Origin of the sequence: Alcanivorax sp. IL3 (genome assembly GCF_047495465.1) — a bacterium.
GTDB classification, from domain to species: domain Bacteria; phylum Pseudomonadota; class Gammaproteobacteria; order Pseudomonadales; family Alcanivoracaceae; genus Alcanivorax; species Alcanivorax jadensis.
This window is the reverse complement of record NZ_CP179931.1, coordinates 1115226-1141620: the sequence shown is the minus strand read 5'-3', so window position 1 is coordinate 1141620 and position 26395 is coordinate 1115226. Positions and strand designations below refer to the sequence as shown.

The 26395-nt window shown below is 59.3% G+C and carries 23 protein-coding genes and 1 tRNA gene; 11 read left to right on the top strand and 13 right to left on the bottom strand.

Annotated features, from left to right (window positions below; all coding sequences use genetic code 11):
• Positions 1-168 precede the first annotated feature (168 nt).
• The 3 genes from egtB to ACMG4M_RS05475 all read left to right on the top strand — a co-directional run bounded on the left by egtB (position 169) and on the right by ACMG4M_RS05475 (position 3084).
• Positions 169-1374, top strand: coding sequence for an ergothioneine biosynthesis protein EgtB (gene egtB, locus ACMG4M_RS05485; RefSeq protein ID WP_414431118.1), 1206 nt, complete (start codon positions 169-171; stop codon positions 1372-1374).
• Positions 1371-2339, top strand: a complete 969-nt coding sequence (egtD, locus tag ACMG4M_RS05480) for an L-histidine N(alpha)-methyltransferase (protein WP_414430869.1) — start codon at positions 1371-1373, stop codon at positions 2337-2339. The genes egtB and egtD overlap by 4 nt, the downstream gene beginning before the upstream one ends.
• 220 nt (positions 2340-2559) lie before the next feature.
• A complete protein-coding gene (locus ACMG4M_RS05475) occupies positions 2560-3084 on the top strand; it encodes an acyl-CoA thioesterase (RefSeq protein WP_035249412.1) in 525 nt (174 codons plus the stop codon).
• Between the two features lie 318 nt (positions 3085-3402).
• Here ACMG4M_RS05475 and ACMG4M_RS05470 read toward each other — a convergent pair whose 3' ends face one another.
• Positions 3403-3999 carry a DUF2846 domain-containing protein gene (locus tag ACMG4M_RS05470; RefSeq protein ID WP_414430868.1) on the bottom strand — a complete coding sequence of 199 codons (597 nt, stop codon included), beginning with the start codon at positions 3997-3999 and terminating at the stop codon, positions 3403-3405.
• 196 nt (positions 4000-4195) lie between these two features.
• On the opposite strand from ACMG4M_RS05470, the gene ACMG4M_RS05465 reads away from it, so the two are divergent.
• The 5 genes from ACMG4M_RS05465 to ACMG4M_RS05445 all read left to right on the top strand — a co-directional run bounded on the left by ACMG4M_RS05465 (position 4196) and on the right by ACMG4M_RS05445 (position 8831).
• Positions 4196-4696, top strand: coding sequence for a DUF1289 domain-containing protein (locus ACMG4M_RS05465; protein WP_035249410.1), 501 nt, complete (start codon positions 4196-4198; stop codon positions 4694-4696).
• 280 nt (positions 4697-4976) lie between these two features.
• Complete coding sequence (locus ACMG4M_RS05460; protein ID WP_035249408.1) at positions 4977-5597, top strand: TetR/AcrR family transcriptional regulator; 621 nt, start codon at positions 4977-4979, stop codon at positions 5595-5597.
• A gap of 2 nt (positions 5598-5599) precedes the next feature.
• Positions 5600-6373, top strand: a complete 774-nt coding sequence (locus ACMG4M_RS05455) for an SDR family NAD(P)-dependent oxidoreductase (RefSeq protein WP_414430867.1) — start codon at positions 5600-5602, stop codon at positions 6371-6373.
• A gap of 13 nt (positions 6374-6386) precedes the next feature.
• Positions 6387-7871, top strand: a complete 1485-nt coding sequence (locus tag ACMG4M_RS05450) for a flavin-containing monooxygenase (RefSeq protein ID WP_035249405.1) — start codon at positions 6387-6389, stop codon at positions 7869-7871.
• An 18-nt stretch (positions 7872-7889) separates the two neighbouring features.
• A complete protein-coding gene (locus ACMG4M_RS05445; RefSeq protein WP_035249403.1) occupies positions 7890-8831 on the top strand; it encodes a patatin-like phospholipase family protein in 942 nt (313 codons plus the stop codon).
• Positions 8832-8875: 44 nt separating this feature from the next.
• Here the strand turns inward: ACMG4M_RS05445 and ACMG4M_RS05440 are convergent, their stop codons facing one another.
• The 7 genes from ACMG4M_RS05440 to ACMG4M_RS05410 form a co-directional block, all read right to left on the bottom strand.
• Positions 8876-9088 carry a hypothetical protein gene (locus ACMG4M_RS05440; RefSeq protein ID WP_035249401.1) on the bottom strand — a complete coding sequence of 71 codons (213 nt, stop codon included), beginning with the start codon at positions 9086-9088 and terminating at the stop codon, positions 8876-8878.
• A 55-nt stretch (positions 9089-9143) separates the two neighbouring features.
• Positions 9144-9341: a hypothetical protein gene (locus tag ACMG4M_RS05435; RefSeq protein ID WP_035249399.1), complete on the bottom strand. Its 198-nt coding sequence runs from the start codon at positions 9339-9341 to the stop codon at positions 9144-9146.
• 339 nt (positions 9342-9680) lie between these two features.
• A tRNA-Leu gene (locus ACMG4M_RS05430) sits at positions 9681-9765 on the bottom strand.
• Positions 9766-9810: 45 nt separating this feature from the next.
• Positions 9811-10491 (bottom strand): hypothetical protein, encoded by a 681-nt coding sequence (locus ACMG4M_RS05425; RefSeq protein ID WP_349380216.1) that lies wholly within the window; start codon positions 10489-10491, stop codon positions 9811-9813.
• A 55-nt stretch (positions 10492-10546) separates the two neighbouring features.
• Positions 10547-11413 (bottom strand): hypothetical protein, encoded by an 867-nt coding sequence (locus ACMG4M_RS05420; RefSeq protein WP_414430866.1) that lies wholly within the window; start codon positions 11411-11413, stop codon positions 10547-10549.
• 117 nt (positions 11414-11530) lie between these two features.
• The gene (locus ACMG4M_RS05415) at positions 11531-12064 is read right to left on the bottom strand and encodes a hypothetical protein (RefSeq protein ID WP_035249392.1); all 534 of its coding nucleotides are present in this window, start codon (positions 12062-12064) and stop codon (positions 11531-11533) included.
• A 170-nt stretch (positions 12065-12234) separates the two neighbouring features.
• Positions 12235-12822 carry a superoxide dismutase gene (locus tag ACMG4M_RS05410; RefSeq protein ID WP_035249390.1) on the bottom strand — a complete coding sequence of 196 codons (588 nt, stop codon included), beginning with the start codon at positions 12820-12822 and terminating at the stop codon, positions 12235-12237.
• 459 nt (positions 12823-13281) lie between these two features.
• Here ACMG4M_RS05410 and ACMG4M_RS05405 point away from each other — a divergent pair, with 459 nt between their 5' ends.
• Both ACMG4M_RS05405 and ACMG4M_RS05400 read left to right on the top strand, forming a co-directional pair.
• Positions 13282-14463, top strand: a complete 1182-nt coding sequence (locus tag ACMG4M_RS05405) for an acetyl-CoA C-acyltransferase (protein WP_035249389.1) — start codon at positions 13282-13284, stop codon at positions 14461-14463.
• 1088 nt (positions 14464-15551) lie between these two features.
• Positions 15552-16685 (top strand): beta-ketoacyl synthase, encoded by a 1134-nt coding sequence (locus ACMG4M_RS05400; protein ID WP_414430865.1) that lies wholly within the window; start codon positions 15552-15554, stop codon positions 16683-16685.
• Positions 16686-16803: 118 nt separating this feature from the next.
• Here ACMG4M_RS05400 and ACMG4M_RS05395 read toward each other — a convergent pair whose 3' ends face one another.
• Positions 16804-19428, bottom strand: a complete 2625-nt coding sequence (locus ACMG4M_RS05395) for a DUF6351 family protein (protein WP_414430864.1) — start codon at positions 19426-19428, stop codon at positions 16804-16806.
• 227 nt (positions 19429-19655) lie between these two features.
• Here ACMG4M_RS05395 and ACMG4M_RS05390 point away from each other — a divergent pair, with 227 nt between their 5' ends.
• Positions 19656-21083 carry a phospholipase D family protein gene (locus ACMG4M_RS05390; RefSeq protein WP_414430863.1) on the top strand — a complete coding sequence of 476 codons (1428 nt, stop codon included), beginning with the start codon at positions 19656-19658 and terminating at the stop codon, positions 21081-21083.
• A gap of 172 nt (positions 21084-21255) precedes the next feature.
• On the opposite strand, the gene ACMG4M_RS05385 is transcribed toward ACMG4M_RS05390, so the two are convergent.
• The 4 genes from ACMG4M_RS05385 to ACMG4M_RS05370 form a co-directional block, all read right to left on the bottom strand.
• Positions 21256-21558, bottom strand: coding sequence for a hypothetical protein (locus ACMG4M_RS05385; protein WP_035249380.1), 303 nt, complete (start codon positions 21556-21558; stop codon positions 21256-21258).
• A gap of 2 nt (positions 21559-21560) precedes the next feature.
• Positions 21561-21959, bottom strand: coding sequence for an MmcQ/YjbR family DNA-binding protein (locus tag ACMG4M_RS05380; RefSeq protein ID WP_414430862.1), 399 nt, complete (start codon positions 21957-21959; stop codon positions 21561-21563).
• 415 nt (positions 21960-22374) lie between these two features.
• Positions 22375-23967 carry a peptide chain release factor 3 gene (gene prfC / locus ACMG4M_RS05375; RefSeq protein WP_414430861.1) on the bottom strand — a complete coding sequence of 531 codons (1593 nt, stop codon included), beginning with the start codon at positions 23965-23967 and terminating at the stop codon, positions 22375-22377.
• Positions 23968-24232: 265 nt separating this feature from the next.
• The gene (locus tag ACMG4M_RS05370) at positions 24233-26386 is read right to left on the bottom strand and encodes a hypothetical protein (RefSeq protein ID WP_414430860.1); all 2154 of its coding nucleotides are present in this window, start codon (positions 26384-26386) and stop codon (positions 24233-24235) included.
• Between the last annotated feature and the right edge of the window lie 9 nt (positions 26387-26395).

The following is a 26395-nucleotide window of genomic DNA, read 5'->3' as shown; positions in this document are numbered from 1 at the left end:
TGCTGCGCCAACAGCAGCAACCCATTACAAATGCTGCCCCGCAGTATACCCACCCCGTTCACGCGTCACATTGTTGCTTTCGCTCAAAGTGGATGCCACTCTTTGACAACCGGATTGGGAGGGAAAACCTTGCCAGATACCGCCAGACAAGACGCCAGCGCCACACTGATGGCGCGCTACCAGCGTATCCGGGCCTTCAGCGAACAGTTCTGTGACCCTTTGCTCACCGAGGACATGGGGCTGCAGGCCTGCGCCGACGTGAGCCCGCCCCGCTGGCATCTGGCCCACACCACCTGGTTTTTCGAGACCTTCCTTCTCAAGCCCCACCTCGCCGGCTACCGGGTATTCCACCCGCAATTCGAGTACCTGTTCAACAGCTACTACAACGGCATTGGCGAACAGTTCGCCCGCCCTCAACGCCATCTGTTGTCACGCCCCACCGATAAAGACGTCTATGCCTGGCGACAGCAGGTAGACGACGCCATGGTCCGCCTTATCGAACAACAACCGGGCCTGACGGGTCTTGTGACACTGGGACTCAATCATGAGCAGCAACATCAGGAGTTGCTGCTGACAGATTTGAAATACAGCCTCTCCTTCAACCCGCTGGCGCCAACTCTCGGCCAGCCTCTTGCCAAAGCAGACAGCCCTGCACCGCTGAGTTTTCAATCTTTCAGTGGCGGTTTGGTGGAAATCGGTGCCAGCGGCCAGGGGTTTGCTTTCGATAACGAAACACCCCGCCACCGGGTCTGGCTGGAGCCTTTTACGCTGGCAAACCGTCCGGTCAGTAACGGCGAATTTCGCGCATTTATCGAGGATGGCGGTTATCGACGACCGGAGTTATGGCTGTCTGACGGCTGGGCCTGGGTACAGGCGCAACATAGCCAGCGGCCGCTTTACTGGCACGAGGATCTTGACCGGCACTTCACTCTGGCAGGACTACAACCGCTACACGCTGGGCAGATTATTGCCCATGTGAATTACTACGAAGCAGATGCCTATGCCCGCTGGGCCGGCAAGCGGCTGCCCACGGAACAGGAATGGGAGCACGCGGCGGCAGCGCAACCCCTGCAAGGACATTTTGTGGAAAACGGTAGCTACCAACCCGGTCAGGCCCGCGATACCGCCATGGTTCACCTGTTCGGTGATGTCTGGGAATGGACCGCCAGTGCCTACCTGCCCTACCCGGGATTTCAAGCAGCGGTGGGGGCCGTGGGGGAATACAACGGCAAGTTCATGTGCAACCAGATGGTGCTGCGCGGCGGCTCCTGCGCCAGCAGTCGGGAGCATTTGCGGGCCAGCTATCGTAATTTTTTCTACCCTCATCACCGCTGGCAGTTCAGTGGCATCCGGCTTGCGGGAGACCCGTCGTGAACCAGCAACAGCTCGGCCCCAACCTGACTTTCTTCGACCTGCAGCCACCCACCACCGACATGCTGGCCGAAGTCAGTGAATCCCTGCGGGCACCGACACCGACGCTGCATCCCAAGTTTTTCTATGACGAAACCGGCTCCAGCCTGTTCGACCGGATTACCCGCACCCCGGAGTACTACCCCACCCGCACCGAAGCGAGTTTGCTGCATCGCTACGCCGGGGAGATTCATTCACGGCTGGACGGCATCCACACCATCGCCGAACCCGGTGCCGGCAGTTGTGAAAAGGTGCGGGTATTACTCGATGCCTGGCAACCGACTCACTACATGCCACTGGAAATTTCCCGGGAATGCCTGCTTGGCGCGTCACGGCGCCTGGCCGACGACTTCCCCCGGATACATATCAGCGCCGTTTGCGCGGATTATTGCCAGGCCATGGCCATGCCGGAGGGGTTACAACAGCCGGGGCGTCTGGTTTTTTTTCCTGGCTCCACCATCGGCAATTTTGAACCGACACAGCGAGCGGCTTTCCTGCGCGGCCTGCGCGAACTGGCCGGCCCCGGCGGTTCCCTGCTGATCGGAGCGGATCTGCAGAAACCCTGCGAACAACTCCATGCCGCCTACAATGATGCCGGGGGACTCACTGCTGCCTTCAATCTGAATGCACTGCATCATCTGAACCGGGAACTGGATTGTGGTTTCGATACCGACACCATGCGCCATCTGGCGTTCTACAACAGCACGCAGAATCGTATCGAAATGCACCTGGAATGCCTGCAGGACCAGCACATCCAGCTCGGCAAAAATAGCCTGACACTCTCCGCCGGCACCCGTATTCATACGGAAAATTCCTACAAATTCACCGTCGAAGGATTTTCCGCCGAACTGGTCGCCGCCGGTTTCACACCCTCCGCCTGTTGGACTGATAGTGACAGCCTGTTCAGTCTGCATCTGGCCTGTGCCTGACCATCAGCACTACCTCTTACCTCTGAATCACAGTCCATAGCGACCCGCAATGCACGCCATACGTTGGCCAAGACTGCAAAGACTGTAAAACTGACCACTTTGACATCAGTGAATAGTGTGAACTGGCACTGGTACCGTTATACTGAACCCCGTTTTTTTGCCGATTCAGTCTTCGAAAGAATAAAAGGGGTCACGGGCTACCGTGGCATAGGGAGATCGGATGCTCGAACTGATCAGCGCGGCTCGCCGTCGTAAACGGCCGCCCACACACCAGCTGTTTGATGTTGTCACCCAGGAATACCGGGTGGGGTTGCTGGATATTGACCTGAACATGCATCTGAACAATGCCAAATACCTGAAGTTCATGGATCGCTGCCGACTGGAACATGCGGTGGTCACCGGGTTGCTCAACCGCATGATCGAGGCGCGCTGTAATGGCGTGGTGGCCAATACCGAGATTTCCTATATCCGCGAACTGCGCCCCTACCAGCAGTTCCAGGTCCACACCCGCATTCTCGGCTGGGACGACAAATACGTGTACTACGATCAGCGCTTCGAGTCCCAGCGCAAACTACACACCCATGCCCTGCTGCGGGTGGCCAACGTTTATGGCGGCAAATCCATCAGCCCCCAGACCCTGCAGGAAATCACCGGCTTCAACCAGACCTCCCCGGCCCTGCCGGAGTATGTGGAACAGTGGAAGCGGTTGTTGCAGACCAAACGGCGGCTGACGGAGAGTGACTAGCTGCTAGTAGCTACGAGCTACGAGCTACGAGCTAACAGAAAAATCTGCTGTAGGAGCGGCGCTTGAGCCGCGAACCGCGGCCCCGGAAGATCGCGAACACGTATAGACCTGTTGAGTTCGGCAAATGCCTGATCGCCCCCGGATCAAGTCCGGGGCAGGCTCTGCGGTCGATTTCCTCGCTACGCGAGGTTCGCGGCTCAAGCGCCGCTCCTACAGCGGCTTCGTAGAAAGGTTATTCCTCTCCAGAAAACAAAAAGCCCCGGCATGCCGGGGCTTTTTTGTTCTTGCTGGAAGCGAGTGGCTAGCCACTCGTAGCTATCATTTTTCCGCCGTATACGTATAGAACGGCGCCCAGCGCGGCACCTGACTGTCCTTGCCGGCATAGTAGACGCCCGGCTCATCCAGACGTAGGTCAGCGATTTCGCGCAGGGCCACGGCACGGGGTACCTGCTGTAACGGCCCGGCTTGCTGGTAATCCTGGGGATTGGCAACCAGCTCTTCCATATCCAGCGGGCGGGTTTCCGAGTAGCGGAAGTAGTAGTCCTTGCCGCCCTCCACTTCCAGAGGCATCTCGAACACCATTTTCAGATAGAGCACACTGAGCGGGCGGCGAGCGTAGAAGTCATGGGTGCCGGCGGGCAATTCCAGCCAGCTATAGGCCCCGGCCTTGAGACCGAACAGCTGGGAAGCGTCCAGGAAAAACACCGGCGCCTGAACCTCTTCATAGCCCCAACGGGTAATCGGACGATAGATGTAGACCATGGCATTACGCGGGTCCAGCGTATCCATGGGTTTAAAGGTCTTGCCCTGGGGGGCATGGATGAAGGCACCGGGGGTCGAGGGGACTCCCACACCGAGGCTGGAGCATCCCGAAAGCGTCCACAGGCAAGCTGCCAGCAACACAGCCAATCGCATTATTATTCTCCAGTGATGCCGCTTCCCGTTGATCAGGGGCGACCCTGTTTATTATTCCGCGCAAGATAATGCTTATGAAGGTGCTAACTATGGCCGATTTGCGAGTATTGCTCAAGATGAAGGTAGGTGCTCAAATTCCCGCCAAGTGATTCGTCCCTCCTCTACCCTGCCCCGCCTTTTCTGCTAATCTTCCGCCATGGCAGTTAATCGTATCCACACCCCCTGTATCGGCGTCTGTTCCACCGTCTTCGGTGATACGGTCTGTCGTGGCTGTTGCCGCTTCAGTCACGAGGTGGTGCACTGGAATGGTTACACTAACGAAGAGAAGCAAATCGTCTGGAAACGGCTGAATCTGCTGCTCTGCCAGGTGGTGGACAACTATTTCGTGGTCACCGATGCGGCCCGGCTGGCGGCAGAGATGGACTTTCAGAACCTGCGCTACCAGACCCAGCTTTCCCCCCAGGGCTGGGTACCGGAGCTGCTCAAGGCCGCCGGCAAACAACAGATCCCCTATGACCGCTTCGGCCTGCGCGCCCTGCCCCCATCCCGGGGGCTGTTGCCGCGAGAACTCTACGATCAGATCAGTGCCGAATGCCACGCCCTGGCCCGGGCCCACTATGACCGCTCCTACGCTCGCCCGGTCACCCTCGCCGCCGAACTCACCGAGCTTGCCGCCCGGGAGAAGGGGTTGATCTGACCCCTACCCCCATCCCTAGGAGCGTCGCTGGCGGCGCGGTAGCCGAACCTCTGAAAAGACTGATTTACCACAGAAGGCACAGAAATCACTGAGCAAAAGGCGGCTTTTGCTCTGTGTGCTCTGTGTGGTCTGTGGTGAAAAGGCTTTTGATTTTGTTGGGCTATCGCCGCTCATACGGCTTGCCTCTCTCATTTGTCCCCAAATGACCCTTCCACAAAAACATCAATCAATGGCACAGTTCCGGAATGAACATTCATTCATCTGTCGAGTGAGACCTGCCATGGCCACCCCTGCCCGGACGACCCCGGTCGACAACAAGGAAGCTCGCAAGCACGAACAGATCATTCGTGCCGCTCTACGGGTGTTTGCCGAGCACGGCCTGCACGGCACACCGGTACCACCGATTGCCGCTGAAGCCGGTGTCGGTGTCGGCACCTTGTATCGCTATTTCGATAGCAAGGAAGCATTGATCAATGCCGTGTTCCGCGACAGCAAACGTCGTCTTCAGGAACGGTTGCTGAGCGACCTGGATCTGATGCACCCGTCACGCAGCCTGTTCGACAACTTGTGGGCCCGGCTCACCGCCTTTGCCCGCGAGGAGCCGGATGCCTTTCGTTTTCTGGAAATGCAGGATCACCACAACTACCTGGACGCGGAAAGCCGTCATCAGGAACAGGGCCTGCTGATTCCCCTGGGCATCATGGTCGTGATCGGTCAGCGCACCGGATTGCTCAACGACATCATGAAACCGGACCTGGCCATCGCCCTGTTCTGGGGGGCCTTTGTGGGCGTGTTCAAGGCGGAACGGCTGGGCTACCTGACCCTGGATGACGACGACCTGAAACGGGCCAGGGATGCCTGCTGGCTCGCCATCGCCAATCACGACAACAAGAGCAAATAATCATGACCCCAACGCATATCCTGATTACCGGCGGCGCCGGCGCCATCGGCGGCCAGCTCGCCGGGCAGTTTCGCCGACATCATCCTGACGCCCGCATCACCCTGGTGGATCTGAATACGGAGGCGCTCGAGCATGCCGCCAATACCCATGATGCCCAGGCCGAAGTCTGCGACCTGACCGCTATTGATGCTCTACCCGCCTGGTGGCAATCGCTGGTGGACCGCCGCGGGCCAGTGGATGTGCTGATCAACTGTGCCGGCATCATGGACATCATCAGCATCACCGGCACCGGCTGGGAACAAGGCAAGCGCCTGCTGGATATCAACTTCACCGCCCCCATGCGACTCATGGACCTGGCGCTGCCGGCCATGATGGAGGCCCGGAACGGATGCGTGATCAATGTGGCCAGCATGGCCGGGCGCGTGCCGATCCGTGGCTGCAGTTACTACGGCGGCGCCAAGGCCGGCATCGGCCTGGCCTCGGAAATTGCCCGGCTGGACCTGAAAAAACAGGGCGTCAATGTGATCACCGTCTATCCGGGACCGATCCATTCCGGCCTGGAAAGTCATGCGCGCAGCCAGGTGAAAAAAGGTCCGGTGTCACGTTATATCCCCACCGGCAAACCGGAGGTACTGGCCGAACGCATTTACCGCACCTTCGGCAAGGGCGGAGCCCGGGTGATCTATCCGGATATCTACGCCCTCGCCAAGCAGGTAGCCAACCTGAATCTGACTAACCGGGCCATGGATTTCTTCAGCCCGCAACCCAACCAGTGACCCCGGACAAGCCATGACACAGCAAGCCAATACTCCGATTTATGACGTCCTGATCGTGGGCGCCGGCATCAGCGGCATTGGCCTGGGCATTCGCCTCAGGGAAGCCGGCTTCGGTAACTTTGTGATCCTGGAAAAGGCCGCAGATCTGGGCGGCACCTGGCGGGACAATACCTACCCGGGCTGCGCCTGCGATGTGCCCTCGGCGTTGTATTCCTATTCCTTCGCCCAAAAACCGGACTGGAGCCGGGCCTTCGCCGGGCAGGCGGAAATCCTCGACTATGTGCGCGACACCGCCCAGCGCCACACCATTCCCGATTACATCCGCTTCAATCAGGCGGTGGAACGAGCCCAATGGCGGGAAAGCAAAAACCTCTGGGAAGTGCAGACCGGCGATCGGCTCTACCTGGCCCGCACTATCGTGGCCTGCTCCGGCTACCTGCACGAACCAATCATTCCCAACATTCCCGGCCTGAAGGATTTTCAGGGCAAGCTGTTTCATTCCTCCCGCTGGGACCATGACCACGACCTGGGCGGCGAACGGGTAGCGGTAATCGGCACCGGCGCCTCGGCGATCCAGTTTGTGCCGGAAATCCAGCCGAAGGTAAAGCACCTGACCCTGTTCCAGCGCACCCCGCAATGGGTGCTGCCCAAGCCAGACCACCCCATCCCCAAACTCGAGGAAAACTTCTTCCGCCTGCCGTTCACCCTGAACGCCTGGCGCAAGACCCTCTACGGTGGCTTTGAAACCTTCGGCATCGGCTTTCGCAAACCCGCCCTGCTTCGGCAGATCCAGAAACTGGGCGAGGCGCATATCCGGCTGGCCATCAAGGACCCGGCCCTGCGTGACAAGCTCACCCCGGATTACACCTTGGGCTGCAAACGGGTACTGATGAGCAACCAGTATTACCCGGCGCTCAATCAGGGCAATGTGGATGTGTTCGCTACCGGCCTGCAGGAAGTTCGCGGCAACACCCTGGTGGGTCAGGACGGCAGCGAGTGCGAGGTGGACACGATCATTCTGGGTACCGGTTTCTTCGTCACCGAACCGCCCATTGCTGATCACATCTTCAACGATACCGGTGAGTCACTCAGTGACATGTGGCAAGACGGCATGCAGGCCTATCGCGGCACCACCATCGCCGGCTTGCCGAACGCCTTCATGGTGCTGGGGCCCAACCTGGGCATCGGCCACAACTCCGCCTTTATCGTCATCGAGGCGCAGATCAACTATATCCTCAGCACCCTGCACACCATGCGCGAGCAGCAACTGAGCCGAGTAGAAGTGAAAGCCGACAGCCAGAGAGCCTATAACCGCAAGGTGCAGAAAGACCTGCAGGGTACGGTCTGGAACACCGGCGGCTGCTCCAGCTACTACCTGGACAAGAACGGTTTCAACAGCGTGGGTTTCCCCTGGAGCACGCTGGAAATGCAGCGTCTGCTCAAGGACTTTGATGCCGGCAGCTACTCACTGACTCCTGCCAGCCAACCCGTCTTTTAATATGAACAGGTCCTGATTATGACAAACACGACCCAAACGCCCCCACGTCGCGCCCTGGTTCTGGGCTGCGGCGGCGTCGCCGGCGGCGCCTGGAGCATCGCCGCCCTGCATCATCTGGAACAGCAACTGAACTGGGATGCCCGCGACGCCGATATTCTCATCGGCACCTCAGCAGGCGCGGTACTGGCCACCCTGCTGGGCAGCGGCGTCAGCGTGGCCCAGTTGCTGGCCTGCCAGCAGGGCACCAGCCAACAGTGCCGCTGGGATCATGACCATGACACTGGCGGCGCCCTGCCCCCCCTGCCCGGCGCCAGCCTTACCGGTGCCCGGCTGGTACTGAAAGGCTTGCGTGGTGAAGTCTCGCCGCTGACTGCCTTCTGCGGCCTGCTGCCGCGGGGCCAGTTCAACATGGCGCCCTTCCGGCGACTGATCAACGACGCTACCGCAGGGGCAGACTGGGTAGCCCACCCCGCCACTTGGATCATGGCCGTGGATACCACCACCGGCAAACGGGTGCCCTTCGGCAAAGGTGGCACCCCGCAGGCCTCCATTGCCGATGCGGTCTGCGCGTCCTATGGGGTCCCCTTCTGGTGCCCACCGGTCAGCCTGGGCAACCGCAGCTACATTGACGGCGGTGTCGCCTCTCCCACCTCGGCGGACCTACTGGTGGACAGCGCCGTAGACGAGGTAATCATTCTCGCGCCCATGGCCTCACGGCAGCCGGACAAGCCTCGCTCACCCCTGGCCGCCATCGAGCGTCGGGTACGCCGCTACATGACCGGTATCGTGGATCAGGAGGTGAGTAAACTGGAAAAAGCGGGCAAGCGGGTAATTCGTTTGGAGCCCAACGCAGACGACCTGCAGGCTTTTGGTTTCAACATGATGGACCCGACACGGCGGCGCCAGGTGCTGGACACGGCACTAATGACTACGGCCGTTACCGTACAGAACGCGTTTTAGGCTGGTAACACGGGGAGGTTCGCCGGGCGGCTTCCCCAAATGGTCTAGAGTGAGTCCACCGCCTCCATCAGCGATGCCTTGATACCATGCAATGAACTGTGTGCGGCCTGGCCTTCTGCATAGATTAACCCGCCTAACACCATCGCCCCCACCGCCAACGCGACCAACGCCAGAAGGCGCACACGATCCCCCTCAAGCTTTTTACCCGGCGGAAAGTGTTCGGTCTTTTGCTCTCTGCCTTGCGTATGTACTCGCATAATGACACCTCCCCTTTTGTTTTACGCGGGGCGAGACAAACTCGCAAGTAGCTACCTAGGCGATCAGAGAGCATTCCGGGCAAAACCGCAAGGTGCGGAAGTAGAGCTTGGCCACTGGCAAGGCGTGGATACAGTGGGTGAAATCACCCAGATAAATGCGCTGGTCGTTGCCATTTGGCAGATGCCGGCAATTCACCGTGTGAATTTCCCAGGTATCTTCGTCGGCCTTTATCTTGCTGAGGTAATACCGCATACCCTTCCCCGATTCGCGGATTCGACAGGGCGCATGTTAGGGCTATGAGAGTTGAACGGTATGAAAAGAAGGTAAAAACTAGCGGCAAATGAAATTAACTTGATAGTGACCCTGGCCAGAGTGTGGCGGTATAAGAAACCTGGGCAACCTATTGCCAAACCTGGATAAACCAACCGGTAATGTTTATGGAGAACCCGGGGCCGTTTCCTCGAGGCCTTTACAGACCGACGATCTCAGGGGCGAGCAACTATCTTTACAGTAGGCGCAACTGAACCGGCTTAAGCTTGCCCAAAAAACAAAAGGCCGTAACAGCAATGCTGTTACGGCCTTTCTTTGAGATGGTGCGCCAGGAGGGAGTTGAACCCCCACACCTCTCGGCACCAGAACCTAAATCTGGCGTGTCTACCAATTCCACCACTGGCGCAATGGGCGGGTATTCTAGCAGGCTAATCGTTAATTACCAGCAGGATCAGCCCCCCTGAAGAATCCGGTAAAGCGCCTGCAGGTCTTTATCGATCTTGGTCACCTTGCCCGCCAGGGCGGATAGCTGGGCGCTGTTGTCCGGAGCCTGTTGTGCCACCGGGATCGCCGCCGCTTTCGGACGCTCGGCCAGACGACTGATCCGTGAGGACAGGCCATTCAACTTGCTGTCCATCTCGTTCAGGCGCGTGGCCAGCTCGGCGCTTTCGTTGTTGCTGTTACGCTGTTTTGCCATGGTAACGGTGATCCCGCGTACCTTCGCATTCAGTTCGCGAAAATCGTCACGCAGGCTGTTGACCACCACATCACCAGGAGACACGTCAGAAGTGGCAGGCGCTTTTGCCGGACTGCGCGCGCCTTCTCTTGCCTCACCCTGACGCTGCGATGCCAGCTGATAGTACTGCTCTCGCAATTCACTGAGTTCACGACTGGTTTCAGCGTGGGCCAGCCACTGGCTGGCGGCCAACAGCACGGCGATCACCGCCAGCACCAGGGACAACCACAACAAGCCGGAGTGGCCACCCTCGCTGACCGAGATGGGTTTGGTTTTTTTGGGCGTGCGCAGATTGATCGGTTCCAGATCCGGCCCAGGTACCGGGGTAGCTACCGCCAGTACATCCTGATTCAACCCCTGTAAACGCCGCTCTTTACTTTCCGGCAACTTGGCCATGGCAAGACGCTCTTTTACTTGTTGTTTTTAGCTGATCACCACCCCCCGTGGCCGATCAGCGCCCTTCCAGTTTGTCCAAACGACTATTGACCAGCAGCCGGTAAGAATCAAAAGCCGCGATCGCCGCCTCTGTCTCATCCAGCCGATCTTTCAACGCTGCCAGCCCGGCCTGGTTTTTTTCCACCTTGGCCAGACCGCTTTTCAGATTTTGCTGCTGGCTTTCCAGTTGATTGATATTTTCCGCCAGCACATCCACCTGGGTCTGCATCTGACTGATGCGGGTCTGCCACTGTTCACTGCTCTTGTTGACAGCAGCCACCGCGCTGTCCACCTGCTTTTTCAGGGCAGCGGTGTCCTTGCTGATCCCCTGCAGTTTGCCATCCACTCCGGCCTGGGCCTTTTTTACCTCATTGAGGGTGGCAGACAAGGCGGTCAATTTCTTGCTCTGCTCGGCGATATCCGCTCGGTTACGCTTGTTGCTCAGATCCCAGAGCTTGCGGATTTCGGTGTTGTTTTCTTCCAGCCTCTTGCCGTGAGCGCGGACCGTATCCTGCAATTGCCCGGACGACTGGTTCAGGCTCTCGTCGGTGGCAGATAACCGGGACTGGAGGTTGCCCAGCTTCTGGCTGGATTCCGAAATGCGCTCGTCCATCTGTGACTGCAGCACGGTCATCTGTTTCTGGAACCAGACCCCCATCACGGCGATCAGCACCACCAGCACCAGACAGGCAATCATCCAGCCACCGCCGCCACCACCACTGGAGGGCGGCACCGGCTTTTTCGGGGCCTTGGGAGGCTTGCCCGCCCCCTTCTCCGTGGGCTTGTTGCTGCCGGCAGAAGAAGGTCGGCGACCGGCATCACCATGATCATCCACGGTGACATCATTCAGATTACCCAGATTTACTTCACGATCTCGCGTCATTCCTGTGTCCTGCATACCGGATAGTCCGGTTCATGGGCCGATTGACAGATAGTGCCACAGGGGGCACTGCGGCGCTGCCGAACAGCGCCCATTTAGTCCTGCCTGTATCTGAAAAATTTATTCGCCGCTTTTCTCGAACAACGGCTGTTCGGTGGCGTAGTAGACCATATCGCCCAGCTCGTGCTTGCCTTCTTCGTTCTTGAGCAACGGCAGGAAAATCACCCAGGGGCGAACATCGCGGTGATCTACCTGGGCCCATACCCCCGTGACTTTTTCACCATTTTCGGCGGTGACTTCGTGTAGGCGAAACAGAGCCATCAGCTCGATATCCGGTTGCTCCATGCCGATCTTACGCAGCTGCCGAAACAGGCCTTGGGCCCACTCTTCTGCACTTGGAGCGTCGGCCCTGTCGCCGGAATAGCCAACCGCCCTCACCGTATCTCCGGACTGAATCATGCCGAAAGGATAGAGTCCACCGGAGCTCTGGATGGCCTTCAGTGCCTGGCGCAGGCCGGCTTCTGCCAACTGATCCATGGCCTGCTGCTCGGGGCTTTTCTGTTTTTGCTCGGCGGAGGCTGGCGTCGGCCCTTCTGCCATGGCAGCGGTGGCTGACAACCCCATCACAAGAAAAAAGATTCCCAAAAAACGCATATCACACCTGTTATTTTCATGAACCTGCGGGTTGGACCACACAAACCCCGACAATATCCCGGGACGGACGCTAGCAAACTTCCCCCACCACCGCCAGACAGACACGAAAAAGGCCGCAAAAGCGGCCTTTTTCACTACCTGAACGGTACCCCTATATGGGATATGCCGTCTTAACCGGCAAAGTTGCTGGCGGCAAAGTCCCAGTTGATCAGGTTCCAGATGGATTCCAGATACTTGGGACGGGCATTGCGGTAATCCACGTAGTAGGCGTGTTCCCACACGTCCACGGTGAACAGCGGCGTCTGGCCCTTGTCGTGGGCGATCGGGGTATCCGCATCATCGGTATTGACGATTTCCAGGCTGCCATCGGTGTTCTTCACCAGCCAGGTCCAGCCAGAACCGAAGTTGCCGGTCGCTTTGGCATTGAACTGGGACTTGAACTCGTCGAAGGAGCCGAAAGCGGTGTCGATGGCCGCAGCCAGATCACCGGTGGGAGCGCCACCGCCGTTGGGGCTCAGGCTGTTCCAGTAGAAGGTGTGGTTCCAGACCTGGGCGGCCTGGTTGAACAGACCGCCTTGGGCGCTCTTGATGATCTCTTCCAGGGATTTGCCTTCGTTGTCGGTGCCGGCAACCATGTCGTTCAGCTTGGTCACGTAGGCATTGTGGTGCTTGCCGTGATGATACTCGAGAGTTTCTGCAGAAATATGCGGTTCCAGTGCATTTTTCTCGAACGGAAGCGGCGGTAATTCAAAAGCCATAGTCATTTCCCCTGACATCATGTTGTTCTGTTGCGGCTCGGCAACAGAAAGAAATTCCCCGCTGAGGGCATGCCTGCCCTCAGCGGCTGAATGATAATAACAAGCTACCGGCGGCAATCTCCACCACGGACCGGGGGTTTACCATGATTGCCTTTGGCTGCAATAGACGAATCCTATCGCCAATGCCTGGTCCGTGACCGGCAGGTCCCTGTGAGATGGGGTGTATCCCCCTTGTTTCAAGTACAATGCGCCCCAAATTTTGATAACTGCTACCTGAATCCGTGACTTCAGCGTGGATGCATGGCGTAAGAATTTGTTGTCACGGGGGATTTTCTGAAGAAGCGTCGTATCAGGGAATACGATCGACTGAAGACAAATTTTCTGTGGCTGCAAAGGCTTGCGTCAGGCGCCGCGATGAAGTCACGGATTCAGGTACTATTTTGCTGGCAGGAGAAAACGATGTCTGATGATGCTGTAGTAATTGTAAATGGTGCCCGTACCGCCATGGGTGGCTTCCAGGGTTCCCTGTCTGCGGTTTCCGCTCCCGAACTGGGCGCCGCCTCTATCCGTGAAGCCGTGTCTCGTGCCGGCCTGAAGCCGGAAGACGTGCAGGAAGTCATCATGGGCTGTGTACTGCCCGCCGGCCTCAAGCAGGGCCCGGCCCGCCAGGCCATGCGTCTGGCCGGCCTGCCGGACAACACCGGTGCCACCACCATCAACAAGCTGTGCGGCTCCGGCATGAAGGCCACTATGTTCGCCTATGATTCCATCAAGGCCGGCACCAACGACATCGTCGTTTCCGGTGGTATGGAATCCATGACCAATGCTCCCTATGTGCTGGACAAGGCACGCAGCGGCATGCGCATGGGCCACGGCCAGGTGTTTGACCACATGTTCCTGGATGGCCTGGAAGATGCGGAAACCGGCCGCCTGATGGGCTCCTTCGCCCAGGAAGTGGCTGACAAACGCTCCATTACCCGCGAAGACATGGACAACTACGCCATCGAATCCCTGAACCGCGCCAATGCCGCCATCGACAACGGCTGGTTCAAGGACGAAATCGTGCCGGTGACCGTGAAGACCCGTAAGGGTGAAGTGGTTGTCGACACCGACGAGCAACCCGGCAACGCCAACATCGACAAGATACCCACCCTGCGTCCGGCCTTCGCCAAAGACGGCACCGTCACCGCCGCCAACGCCAGCTCCATCTCCGATGGCGGCTCTGCGCTGGTACTGGCCCGCGAATCCTTGGCCAATGAGCGTGGCCTCAAGCCGCTGGCCCGTATCCTGGCTCACGCGACCAACAGCAAACACCCCAGCGAGTTCACCATTGCCCCCATCGGTGCCACCGAAGCGGTGATGAAGAAAGCCGGCTGGACCGTGGACGACGTGGATCTGTTCGAGATCAACGAAGCCTTCGCCATGGTGGCGATGATGCCGATGATCGACCTGGGCATTCCTCACGAGAAGGTGAACATCCACGGCGGCGCCTGTGCCCTGGGTCACCCGGTGGGCTCCACTGGCTCACGCATCATTCTCACCCTGATCCACGCGCTCAAGCGCACCGGCGGCAAGCGCGGTGTGGCCAGCCTGTGCATCGGCGGTGGTGAAGCGACGGCGGTAGCCATCGAGCTGCTGTAATACGCTCAACGCTTAATGCCAGACCAGACGGGGCCTTCGGGCCCCGTTTTTTGTTGGCGGCGTCCTCATTCCCTGCCCTCTGTAGGAGCACCTCTTGAGGTGCGAATCAGGCGGAGCGAGGCGATAGGGAGTGATCATTTAGAAAGACCTGTCAGGCCCTGGAATGCCTGATCCCCCTGCGGGCGATTCCCGCGCAAGCGCGGTTCGCGGCTCGAGCGCCGCTCCTACAGCGGCTTCGTAGAGATGACAAAGCCACCCCTCCAACAATTCATTTCCGAAACATCCGCTTTCACTTTCAAACTCTGTTGCACTTTCCTGACCGGATTCGCCCTCCGTCGTATACGCAAAACCGGATTTCACCTGTACCCTGACCGGCTAGTCACCGTTTTCGGTTGGGCATGAGCCCGGGAGCACCATGACAGCATTACCTGTGATCACCGCCATGGGCGGCATCAATGCAGCCGGCCGTAGCGCCTTGCATTTCGGCTTTCAGCGATTGATTTTTGATGCCCTGCCGGATATCACCCGCCAGGACACTCTGCGTTCGCTGGGCCAATTGACCGGCCGCGCCCCGGACGATCAGCTGGCGGCCACGCTGATCCGTGCCCTGCCCGACTCACACCGTCTCCACGCCGCCATCAGCGGCACCAGCGACATTCCCGTTACCCTGGAAATGCGCAACATGGACCTGCCTGACCCGCTACCCGCTGGCTGGCAGGTCTCTCCTATCGACAAGCGCCGCAGCCGGGTCACCCTGCCTGCGGGGCTGGACCTGCGTGTGCCCCATGACGCCCCGCGCCGCGTCAGCGCCGCCGGGCAACTGCCGGACGGCTTCGACCCCGGCGCTCTGTATGCCTCGCGCAATCACCCCCGCGCCCTGCAGATGGCGATCTTCGGCATCAGCGATGCGCTGGGGGATCTGGGTATCGACTGGGCCACCGTGGCCGGCAAGGTACGCCCGGACCAGGTGGCGGTTTACGCCAGCAACGCCATGTCACAGATGGACGACAACGGCCTGGGCGGCGTCATGCGCTTCCCCCAACGGCCAGCGCATCACCTCAAAACAGGTACCGTTGGGGCTGGGCGAAATGACCGCGGATTTCCTCAACGCCTATGTGCTGCACTCGGTGGGGACTACCGGCGGCATGCTCGGCGCCTGCGCCACCTTCCTCTACAACCTGGAAAAAGGGGTGCAGGCCATTCGCAGTGGCAAGGTCCGGGTGGCCATCGTCGGCACCAGCGAGGCACCGCTGATGCCAGAAATCATGGAAGGTTACCGGGCCATGGGCGCGCTGGCGGAAGACCAGGATCTGGCGGCACTGGATGGGGCGACTCAGGCCGATGTGCGTCGTGCCTGCCGACCGTTTTCCGACAACTGCGGCTTCACTATGGCCGAGTCTGCCCAGTTTACCGTGCTGATGGATGATGCCCTGGCACTGGAGCTGGGTGCCGACATTCTTGGTGCGGTACCGGACGTGTTTATCCACGCCGACGGCGCCAAGAAATCCATTTCTGCTCCCGGGGTCGGCAACTACCTGACCGTGGGCAAGGCCGCCGCCCTGACCCGCCAGCTGATCGGCGAAAAGGGCCTGCGCGAGCACAGCTTTGTCCATGCCCACGGCACCGGCACGCCCCAGAACCGGGTCACCGAATCGGTAATTCTGGACCGGGTGGCAGACGCCTTCGGCATCCGCCATTGGCCGGTCACTGCTATCAAGGCCTATGTGGGACACTCGCTGGGCAGCGCCGGGGGCGATCAGCTGGCGGCGGCCCTGGGCAGCTTTGCCCAGGGCGTCTTGCCGGGCATCCGCACCATCGACCATATCGCCGGCGATGTGCACCGCCAGCATCTGGATTTCGCCATGGAGCATGTGCAGCGTGATGATTTGCAGGCCAGCCTGATCAATTCGAAAGGCTTTGGCGGCAACAATGCCACCGCCGTGGCCCTGTCAGCCACAGTCACCGAAGCCATGTTGCAGCAGCGCCATGGAGAGAAGGCCATCACTCATTGGCAAACCGCCCGGGACAGTGTGCTGCAGGCCAAGGCCCGTTTCCGCGACCACTGCCTGAACGAGGCGCCCAAACCGGTATATCGGTTTAACGACGGGGTGCTGGGGGATGAAGCGGTTACCTTGAGCGGGAAAGCCGTGCAGCTCAATGGCGGCACCGTCATGGGCTTTGATGACGACAGCGAGCTGACGGCTTACCAACTGGATCGCTAGAGATCCCTTGCAAGCCACTACTGGCACTCAAGAATGCCGTTGGAGCTTTGCTTGCAAAGCGAAGGTCGTCCCCACCCTTCGCCTTGCAAGCAGGACTCTAACATCCGGGTTTCCGGGTTCAGCGAATCTCCACCTGGAAGGCCGGCGACGCCCAGCCCCGGGGAGCGCTCTGCCCATCGCTGGCTAACGGCTCACCACCGTAAATCACCTGCTGTGAATCACCGTACTGCAGCCAGGTCTGCGTGGGCATTACCCCCTCGCCAGGCTTGCTGTAATCGCAGACGCCCTGCGGGAAAATTTCCGCTACCTGAGCCGCAAAAGCGTCCGGGTCCAGGGCCAGAGGATAATCGGCCGGGTCCACCGGTTTCAGCTGGCACTTGTTGGTCAGGGTTTCAATGCTGTCACCGGCCACGGTGCGTGGGGTGCCGAAACGGGTCTGCACCACGGTCTGTTGCAGGTTCAGAATCGGATCGGTAAGCGGCGCCAGCAAATCACCCAGCGTACCCAGCAAGTCCCCCAGCACCGGCAGCTCGGCCACTACCGGTAGCTCGCTGATATCCAGGCCACATACCTGGCCGGTCAGCGCATCCACCACCACCCCGGCTTCCGCCGGCGCCGGCGGCAACAAGGACAGATCCAGCCCCGGCAGGATCGGCTCCGGGTACAGCAGGTTGCCGGTCAACGGTACGATGGGCCCCTCCGGGCCGAACAGGGACGACACCGACAGACAACGGTCACGGGCATAGACCGGCTTGTTGGCCACCACTTTCTCGGCCACCGGCGTGGCAGTGTCGTCCTGCTCGATGCCCGATAACCAAAGGTCCATGACCAACAGGGCTTCCGTGGTGAAAACCGTATCGCCAAACAGCGGCGCCGGTCCATACCAGATCACATGGTTGTCAGCATGGCCCTGGCTCTGCTCCAGTCGCGCACGCATCTGCCAGGAATGGTAGGCATCGTGGGCAATGCCCGGGTCCGGCCCACGCAGATCAATGATCGGCACCTTGGCCAGATGCTCGGCGGTGTTGATGGCGCCGGTGCGATAGGCATTACGCAGGGCTTGCGGGTCGGCCACGGTGCGCTCGGCCTGGTAGTCGATATCCACGCTCAACCCACCGATTTCGCGATTTACCTTGAGAAACTGCTCGCCGCTGATTACCCCGTTTTGCAATGCTTTCAAACCATACTGGACACCCACATTATCCAGCGGAATACCGCCAAAACCGCGACCGAGCAACTGCTCGTTGCTGGACCATACCGACGGGTCTCGGGGGCCGAACTGATTGATCATGTAATCCAGCAATCCACAACGCAGTCCGTCCGGCTGCGACTCGGCGTCATAGACTTCCACCCCTTCCTGCAGACCGGGGCAATCTTCCTGGTTCGGGTAGGCAGCCGGGAAGAAGGCCAGGTCGGAGAACACCGGGTTCAATGGCAAGTGGCCATAGAAGGCGGACCACTGCGCGGCCGGAATCACCCCGGAAGTCAGTAGCGAGGTGACCACCTCCTGAAAACCCTGAGGGTCCGTGGGCAGCTGGTTGCCGAAGTAGTTGCTGAGCAGGTTGTAGTCCGCGAACTGGGTGGCGGTGGTCCAGACATCCGGGTAGGAACATTGCACGATCAACCCCTGATAAATGCCCGGATAGGCATTGGCCACGTGGTGCTGAGTGATGGAGCCACCGGAGCAACCGGTGCCGATGGTGTAACGGATTTCCCCGTACTGCTCGATGATGCGCTCTTTCCCCATCATCAGCGATTCCGCCGCCGTCACCAGATTGGCGTTATGGCCCAGGTTGGCCTGGGCGGTAGACAGGGTCATGAACCCCCGCGCCAGAGCGGTGGTAATGCTGTCACCCAGTAACAGCTCGGCGCCCGCCGGCGCGGTGCCGGCGATATCGCCGCGGGGCACTTCACCCATGCCATAACTGACTCCCACGTTACCGCCATGATGAATCAGCAGCTTGCCGTTCCATTGCGGTTGCGGTGCCAGGGCGGTCCAGGGCTGATCCGGCTGATAGAGGGTCATGATCAGGTAACGGTCACGATTCTGAACCCCTTCCTCCATGCGCACGATAAAGGGCAGTTCTACCCCTTTATCAGTGGTTATTCGGGCAATACTGTCGTCCGCAGGCGGATTCGCCGGATCATAAGGCTGGAAGGCTTCCGGCAATCCGGGGTTTTCCGGGTCGAAACCGGTCAGCAGGCTTTCCAGTTTGTTGGCCGGCACATATTGAAAGCGGTACTCCGCTGGCTGATTGCACTGGGCATCTACCGCCTGAGCATTGGTGCACTGCCAGGGCTGCAACTGGGGGCCGGAAAACACCGGGCCGCCGTTGGGATGGTTGATGATCTGTTGCTCCAGCACCGACTCATCCGCCAACACTACGGTCAGGGTATTGGCACCCAGGCCCATACCCTGCAACAGCCCTTTGAGGCCCCCATCGCTGGTGGCAGTCAGTTGCTGGGTCACCTCCCGATCCCCCAGCATCACTGTTGCACCATTCAACAAGGCGCTATCGTCAGCGGTAATTTCCACCAGCGCATCACCACCACTGATCAGGTCCGCACGGTTGGACAGCACGCTGATGCTTCCTTCCCCGGCCCGCGGGGCATCGGGAATATCCGGATCGGGAGTGTTCGGGACCGGATTACTGGCAGCCGGCGACGATGAAGAACCGCCACCACCACAGGCGGCCAGCAGGGCTACCAGGCCGGTAGCCAGCAAACGAGAAAGGGCTTTCATGGGACACTCCAGGCCGGCGCGCTGGCCGGCTTATTGTTGTTAACATCAGTGTTAACCCATTCTCATGGACAGCGTGCCGACTTACTGTTGATGTGCGGTAGCAGGATAGTTACCGGGAGGCGACATTCTTTGCAGAATGTTGCACGTATGTACCACCCATTATTCAACTTGGTTCAGGCTCACGACCCACCCTGTTAAGGTAGCCGCAATCACTGGATGGACTGCCCATGATCCGACTGAAACTTGCCCTGCTCATGCTACTGGCGCTGATCGCCTGCATCGCCCTCTGGCATCGATACAAACCGCTGCCGGACGGCCTGGCCCATGAGTCGCCGTTACTGCCTGCCCAGGGCCTGACCCTGCTGGTGGATGACACCTGGGAAACCACCGATGGCAAGCGCGCGATGCGCCAGCGCATTTTCGACGAGACCCTGCGCCTGATCGGCCAGGCCCGGCAACTGGTGGTGGTGGACATGTTTCTGTTCAATGCCTTTCAGGGCACCGACGATGCCAGCTACCGCCCCTTGTCAGCGCAGTTGACCCAAGCACTGCTGGACAAAAAACAGCAGCAGCCTGACTTGCCGGTGATTCTGATCAGTGACCCTATCAACACCCTCTACGGTGGCCTACACAGCAAGCACCTGGAGCGCCTGGAAGACGCGGGGGTGGTGGTGATCACCACCCCGCTGACACGCCTGCGTGACTCCAACCCGAGCTGGTCAGGGATCTGGCGGATCTGCTGTCAGTGGCTGGGCAACAGCAACGAGGGTGGCTGGCTGCCCAACCCCATGGGGCCTGGCAAGGTCACCCTGCGCAGCTACCTGACCCTGCTCAACTTCAAGGCCAACCACCGCAAGACCCTGGTGGTGGATGAAGGCGACCGGTGGACCGCGCTGGTCACCACGGCCAATCCCCACGATGCCAGCAGCGCCCACAGCAATCTGGGCCTCACGTTCCAGGGCCCGGCCGTGGCGGACATGCTGGAGAGCGAGTTGGCCGTGGCGCGAATGGCGGGCGTCAGCCTGCCCGATCTGCCGACACTCTCGACCGGGACCCCTGCCGACACGGCCCCGGCCCAGCTTCAGGTACTCACCGAAGGCGCCATCCGCGATGCCCTGCTGGCCGCCGTTGAGCGCAGCCGCAGCGGAGAGGCACTGGATATCTCTGTGTTCTACCTGTCCCACCGCCCCCTGGTGAAGGCGCTGTTGGCGGCCCATGAGCGGGGCGTAACCGTGCGCGTGCTGCTGGACCCCAACAAGGATGCCTTCGGCCGCCAGAAAAACGGCATCCCCAATCGCCAGGTGGGGGCGGAGCTGCGGACCGCGGGCATTGAGGTGCGCTGGTGTAATACCCAGGGTGAGCAATGCCATACCAAGATGCTGCTGCGACGGGGAGCAGAACGCTCGGAAGTGATTATCGGCTCCGCTAACTTCACCCGCCGCAATCTGGACAACCTGAACCTGGAAAGCAGCGTGCGAGTGCTGGCAAAAACGGATCACGCCCTTATGGTCGATGCCCGATCCGCCTTTGCCAGACGCTGGGACAATCGTGACGGGGAGAAACACAGTACCGATTACGGGGTCTACGCGGATGAAGCGACCTGGAAGTACTGGGTGTATCGGGTAATGGAATTTACCGGGTGGAGCAGTTTTTAGGATAAAGGCGATTTTTTTACCACAGAGGGCACAGAGGCCACTGAGTAAAAACAACACGCGTCCTTTGTAAGCGCAAAGGCCCCTGTAGGAGCGTGCTTGCACGCGAACCCGTGACTTGCCGCAAGCAATTCGCGTGCAAGCACGCTCCTACGGGCCCATGAATCCCCGGGGGTTATTCCGTCACCGGGGGTTCTTTCACCAACCGGTTGCGATACCAATCCAGACCACTGACCGCGCCGTTGATCAACCAGGCGGCGGCGACCAGGCCGCCGGCCATGGGCCAGCCCCAAGTTTCCGGCAGCAGCTCGGTACCGGGAACAAACACCAGGAACAGCACGGTTTCCAGCACCGCCAGCAACATGGGCGCCGCCAATCGAGCCGGGTAATGCAGCTCAATGCCCAACCAGCGCAGAGCGGCACCGCCCATGCCAAGGCCAAGCCAGATAACAATCAGACCACCAATAATCACTGCCACCGTTAACGCTCCTGTTGCTGTTGTCCGTAGAGTGCCTCACGGCCGTGCCGGACCGCCATGCCTTCGCGGATTTTTTTCGGCAAACCACCCACTACCAGCGCATAGGAATGGTCAATCATGCGCTGGATTTCCCCCACCGGGATGGAGCCGTCCAGCTTGACGGTATTCCAGTGTTTCTTGTTCATGTGGTAGCCGGGAATCACAGCTTCGAAGATATCCCGCAGTGCCAGCGCCTGGTCCGGGTCGCACTTGAGATTCATGCGCCCTTCGCCCTGCTCTTCCCCCAGTGTCGCGAACATCTTGTCCCGCACTTTCATCACTGCCACATCCGGGCCGAAGGGGAAATCCTCTCGCGCTTCCGGCTTGCTCAACAGGTACGCTTGCGCGGCTTTGGCATCCATGATCAAGGCATCCCTTATTGACCCGCTATGCAGACATTGGCCGATTGGGTCGACGGCCTCAGCGACCTCATGATACCCGCCGCAGCAAAGGGACTACCAGCGAGGAGAAGCCGGCACACAGCGGATATGAGGAAGTGATTGCTGGTACACGCCGACGGAGCGGGCTGGCATTTTCGCGCCCAATAAAAAACCCCGGCGGATAGCCGGGGTCTTGTGTCTCGACAGTACCCTTGTGAGGCGGGGCCGAAACAAGTCAGGAAGTTTACCCGCTTGTGAAAAGGATCGCGACCGCTGAGGACGGTTTAGCTGATAACCAGCATGCACGAAAACCGCTGACGGGAAACAATGCGGCAACGCTCGACACAACAACGCGGGGCTCGTCCTACCCACATTGTTGCGTGCGCCTGTTACGTTGCTATGAAATTTCGCGGGTTTCGCGGAAGCGGATCTCCGGGTGACGCTCCTGTGCCAGTTGCAGGTTCACACGGGTCGGAGCCAGATAGGTCAGGTGACCAGCGCCGTCGCGGGACAGGTTATCGTGGGCTTTACGCTCAAAGGCCGTCAGCTCTTTGTCACTGCCGGCTTCAATCCAGCGCGCCGTGGCCACACTGACCGGTTCATAGCGGCAATCCACGCCGTATTCCCCTTTCAGGCGAGCGGCCACCACATCGAACTGCAGGGTGCCCACGGCGCCCAGAATCACGTCATTGTTGCGCAACGGGAAGAACACCTGGGTGGCGCCCTCTTCCGCCAGCTGAGTCAGCCCCTTGTGCAGCTGCTTGCTCTTCAGCGGGTCGTTGAGCACCACACGCTGGAACAATTCCGGGGCGAAGTGGGGAATGCCGGTGAAGGCCAACTCTTCCCCTTCAGTGAAGGTGTCACCGATCTGGATGGTGCCGTGGTTGTGCAGGCCAATGATATCGCCGGAAAAAGCCTCTTCCACGTTGTCACGCTCACCGGCCAGGAAGGTCAACGCATCAGGAATACGCACGTCCTTGCCGGTACGCACCTGCTTGAGCTTGATACCCTTGTGGTATTTGCCGGAACAGATGCGCATGAAGGCGATGCGGTCCCGGTGGCGGGGGTCCATGTTCGCCTGAATCTTGAACACGAAGCCGGTCATCTTGGGCTCGTCGGCGACTACGGTACGCGCGGTGGCATCGCGGGGCTGGGGCGGCGGAGCCCACTTCACCAGGCCATCGAGCATGTGATCGACGCCGAAGTTGCCCAAGGCGGTACCGAAGAACACCGGGGTCAACTTGCCGGCCAGGAAGCGTTCCAGATCGAATTCGTGGCTGGCGCCCTGAACCAGTTCCAGAGTCTCGCGCAACTCCTCGGCGTAGTCGGCTCCCACCGCCTGATCCAGCTCCGGATTATCGAGCCCTTTCACTTCGCGCACGTCCTGCACAGTGTGGCCCTGGCCGGTCTTGTACAGCACGGTGGTGTCGGTGAGCAGGTTGTAGACACCCTTGAAGCTCTTGCCCATACCGATGGGCCAGGTAATCGGCGCGCACTCGATATTGAGCACGTCCTCGATTTCATCCAGCACGTCGATGCCGTCACGGACGTCCCGGTCCAGCTTGTTGATAAAGGTAAGGATCGGCGTGTCGCGCAAGCGACACACTTCCATCAGCTTGACGGTCCGCTGCTCCACACCCTTGGCGGCATCGATCACCATCAGCGCCGAATCCACCGCAGTGAGGGTGCGGTAGGTGTCTTCAGAGAAGTCGGCGTGGCCGGGGGTATCCAGCAGGTTGACGGTGGCATCCTTGTAGGGGAACTGCATCACCGAGGTGGTCACCGAAATGCCCCGCTCCTTCTCCATCTCCATCCAGTCAGAGGTGGCGTGCTTGCCGGACTTCTTGCCTTTCACGGTACCTGCGCTCTGGATCAGGTTGCCGTACAACAACAGTTTTTCGGTAATGGTGGTTTTACCGGCGTCCGGGTGCGAAATAATAGCAAAAGTGCGCCGCCGCTTTACTTGATCGGCTATAGTGGAGTTAGTCATTTTCTCGAATTCAGATTTTGTACACAGCTTTGTACCCATTACTGAAACAACCAAACCCTTTGGCTGACGGGCACATTAAAGCGCAAAGGGTACGCGATCTGAGGCATTTTAAATACTACCGGGCGATACCAAAATGACTCACACCACCTTCAGCCATCGCCTACAGACGCCCTCCCTGGCATTTGCCATTCTGACCCTGCCCGCCGCCGGCCATTGATCTCCATTCAAGGCCAGCGACTATCGTGTCAGCGTTACGCGGCGGGCATCAGTTGTACTCGCCGATCTGTCGCAAGAAGTTGCGTGCACCTGTAACGCCAATGGCCTTGAATGCAGCCTCGGTGTAATGCGTGCCATCCCTTGTGCCGTGGCCAGAAACCCACGCCCCGTCACCATCAACAACAAGGTCATCTTGAGAGAAATTATCAGGGTCGTAGTTCGTTGTGTGCTCGTAAACGATATGCACATCGTCCCGTGATGCTGCCACCTGCCTGTAAGCCGCATTCACTGCATTCACAGCAGGCATATTTTCCTCAACAGCGGCGAGAGTCTCACCTCTCCGGCCCGTAAGGCATAGTGCGAAATGCGTGTAGCCAAGGTCTATCTTGCACCGGGTGATGAGGTTATCAAGGGCAGCGGCCACTTGCTGCTGCTGATCCAGCAGCACCTCTTCGGGAACCACGCCGCCAACCTTGAGACTGTTGATATTGGATACATCAGTCTCACAGCCAACCCAAAACAATATCCTGTAATCTTGCGTTCTGAATCGAGGAGTAAGGTCGTTGAGCTTGGCCCATCTTTTATAAAGATCAATATTGCTTGTGTAGCCGCTGCCGGGGGCTCCAGCATTAATCGCCGCCTCTGTTTCCGGCTCCAGGTATGCAGAGTCCCCATTGTAGCCGCCGCCCACAAGCCCAATGCCACCAGCGGCGCGCACCATAATCACGGGGACTTTGCCGGTTATATTCGAGATTTCTTTAGCAAACCACCAAACAGGGCTTTGATTGTCAGTGCCTTGTGTAATGGCTCCACGGGTCAGCTCATCGTTAGAGATTGAATGCTGATAAGCCTCGCCGTCCGCGAAAGTCACAGGGCTCGCGTTTGTGTATGCCGCTCCCAGGTTTGACTGACCATAACCATGCACTGCAAACGTATCCTGCATCTCGCTTGGCGCCCATCGCTCCATCATTGCCTTGTGCGCTGCTGCCGCCTCTTCTACTGTGTGCGCTGGGCCTGAAAATGCCGCCGCTGCCCCAAAATCCCCCAGCAAACCACCAGCGCCTTGCCCCTGCCGGTAATTGCCCACCGTCACATGACCAAGATTAAAATCTGTGTAAGTCTCTGGAGCCGCGCCCTCCCTGTAATTGTTTATCCAGCCGTTTAAAAAACAGTACGAAACTTGATCGGCCCCGCTGTAGTAGCTGGTTCTGATGAGTACGTCGTTGTCGGAGTAAGTGTAAACTGGGCCACTACCCATATCTAAAATAGCGCTGCCGCCCTGAAAAACTGACGCGGAATGCGTGCCACTTGAATTATGGTTTAGCCTGATTGAAGGGTCTAAGCTGTCGGGATCAGCCGCCGTCTGCATCCCTAGAACCGTTTGGCTCTGAGATACATCCGTGATCTTTGACACCTCATGCAGGGAGAAGCTATCAAGCGGCGTAGAAATAAGGGCCGAGATAGCATCATTTTCGCCCGAGTAAGGCTCACTGCCATCAAACGTGATCCCAGGATGCCCCCCAACAGAGCCAACAGGCCTGTTAGTAATCTCGCTGACAAGATCATCGCCATTGCCGGAAAGGTCGCGGATTGCGGTCACATCGGAACCGGATACTGTGTAACCCTCTCCGGCGCCGTAGCTGAGGTCGTACAAAGCCAGCGGAGGAGTGGCAATCTTCGTCCACCAGTCGCCATCAAGGCGCTTCTCCAGCTTCCACACTCGGTCAAGGGCAGTGTTCGCGGTATTTCTCGCATCAGCAACGCCTTCGCTACTCGGGAAGCGCCCCACCTCCGTAGCCACCCCGCCAGTGTCGTGCAGATAGCGGATAAACTCTAGGCCGTCTGCTGATTCCACTTGAAACTGTTCGCCCTCTGCAGTGCCCGCAAGACCGGCAGCTGTATCATCATAGATGTCAGCGTTGGTAGCGGCGGTATTGGCGTAACCCTGTGCATCGGATGCATAACCTTCAGCTGCCGATTCATGGCCAGCTGCAGCAGCTTCCGCAGCTTCGGCTCGGTCGGCATCAGCGGCAGCATTGGGGTAATCTTCCTCTAGCTTCTTGAGAGTTGGCCGAACAGTGCCAGTTCGGTCTTCCCACTCGGCATTGGAAGAGTTTACCGCCGCGTCCAGATTCTCTGCATTATCGTAAAGATCGCGTGCGTCTGCGGATGGTACGGGGTTGCCGGTGTTGTATGTCGTCATGCTCTAGCC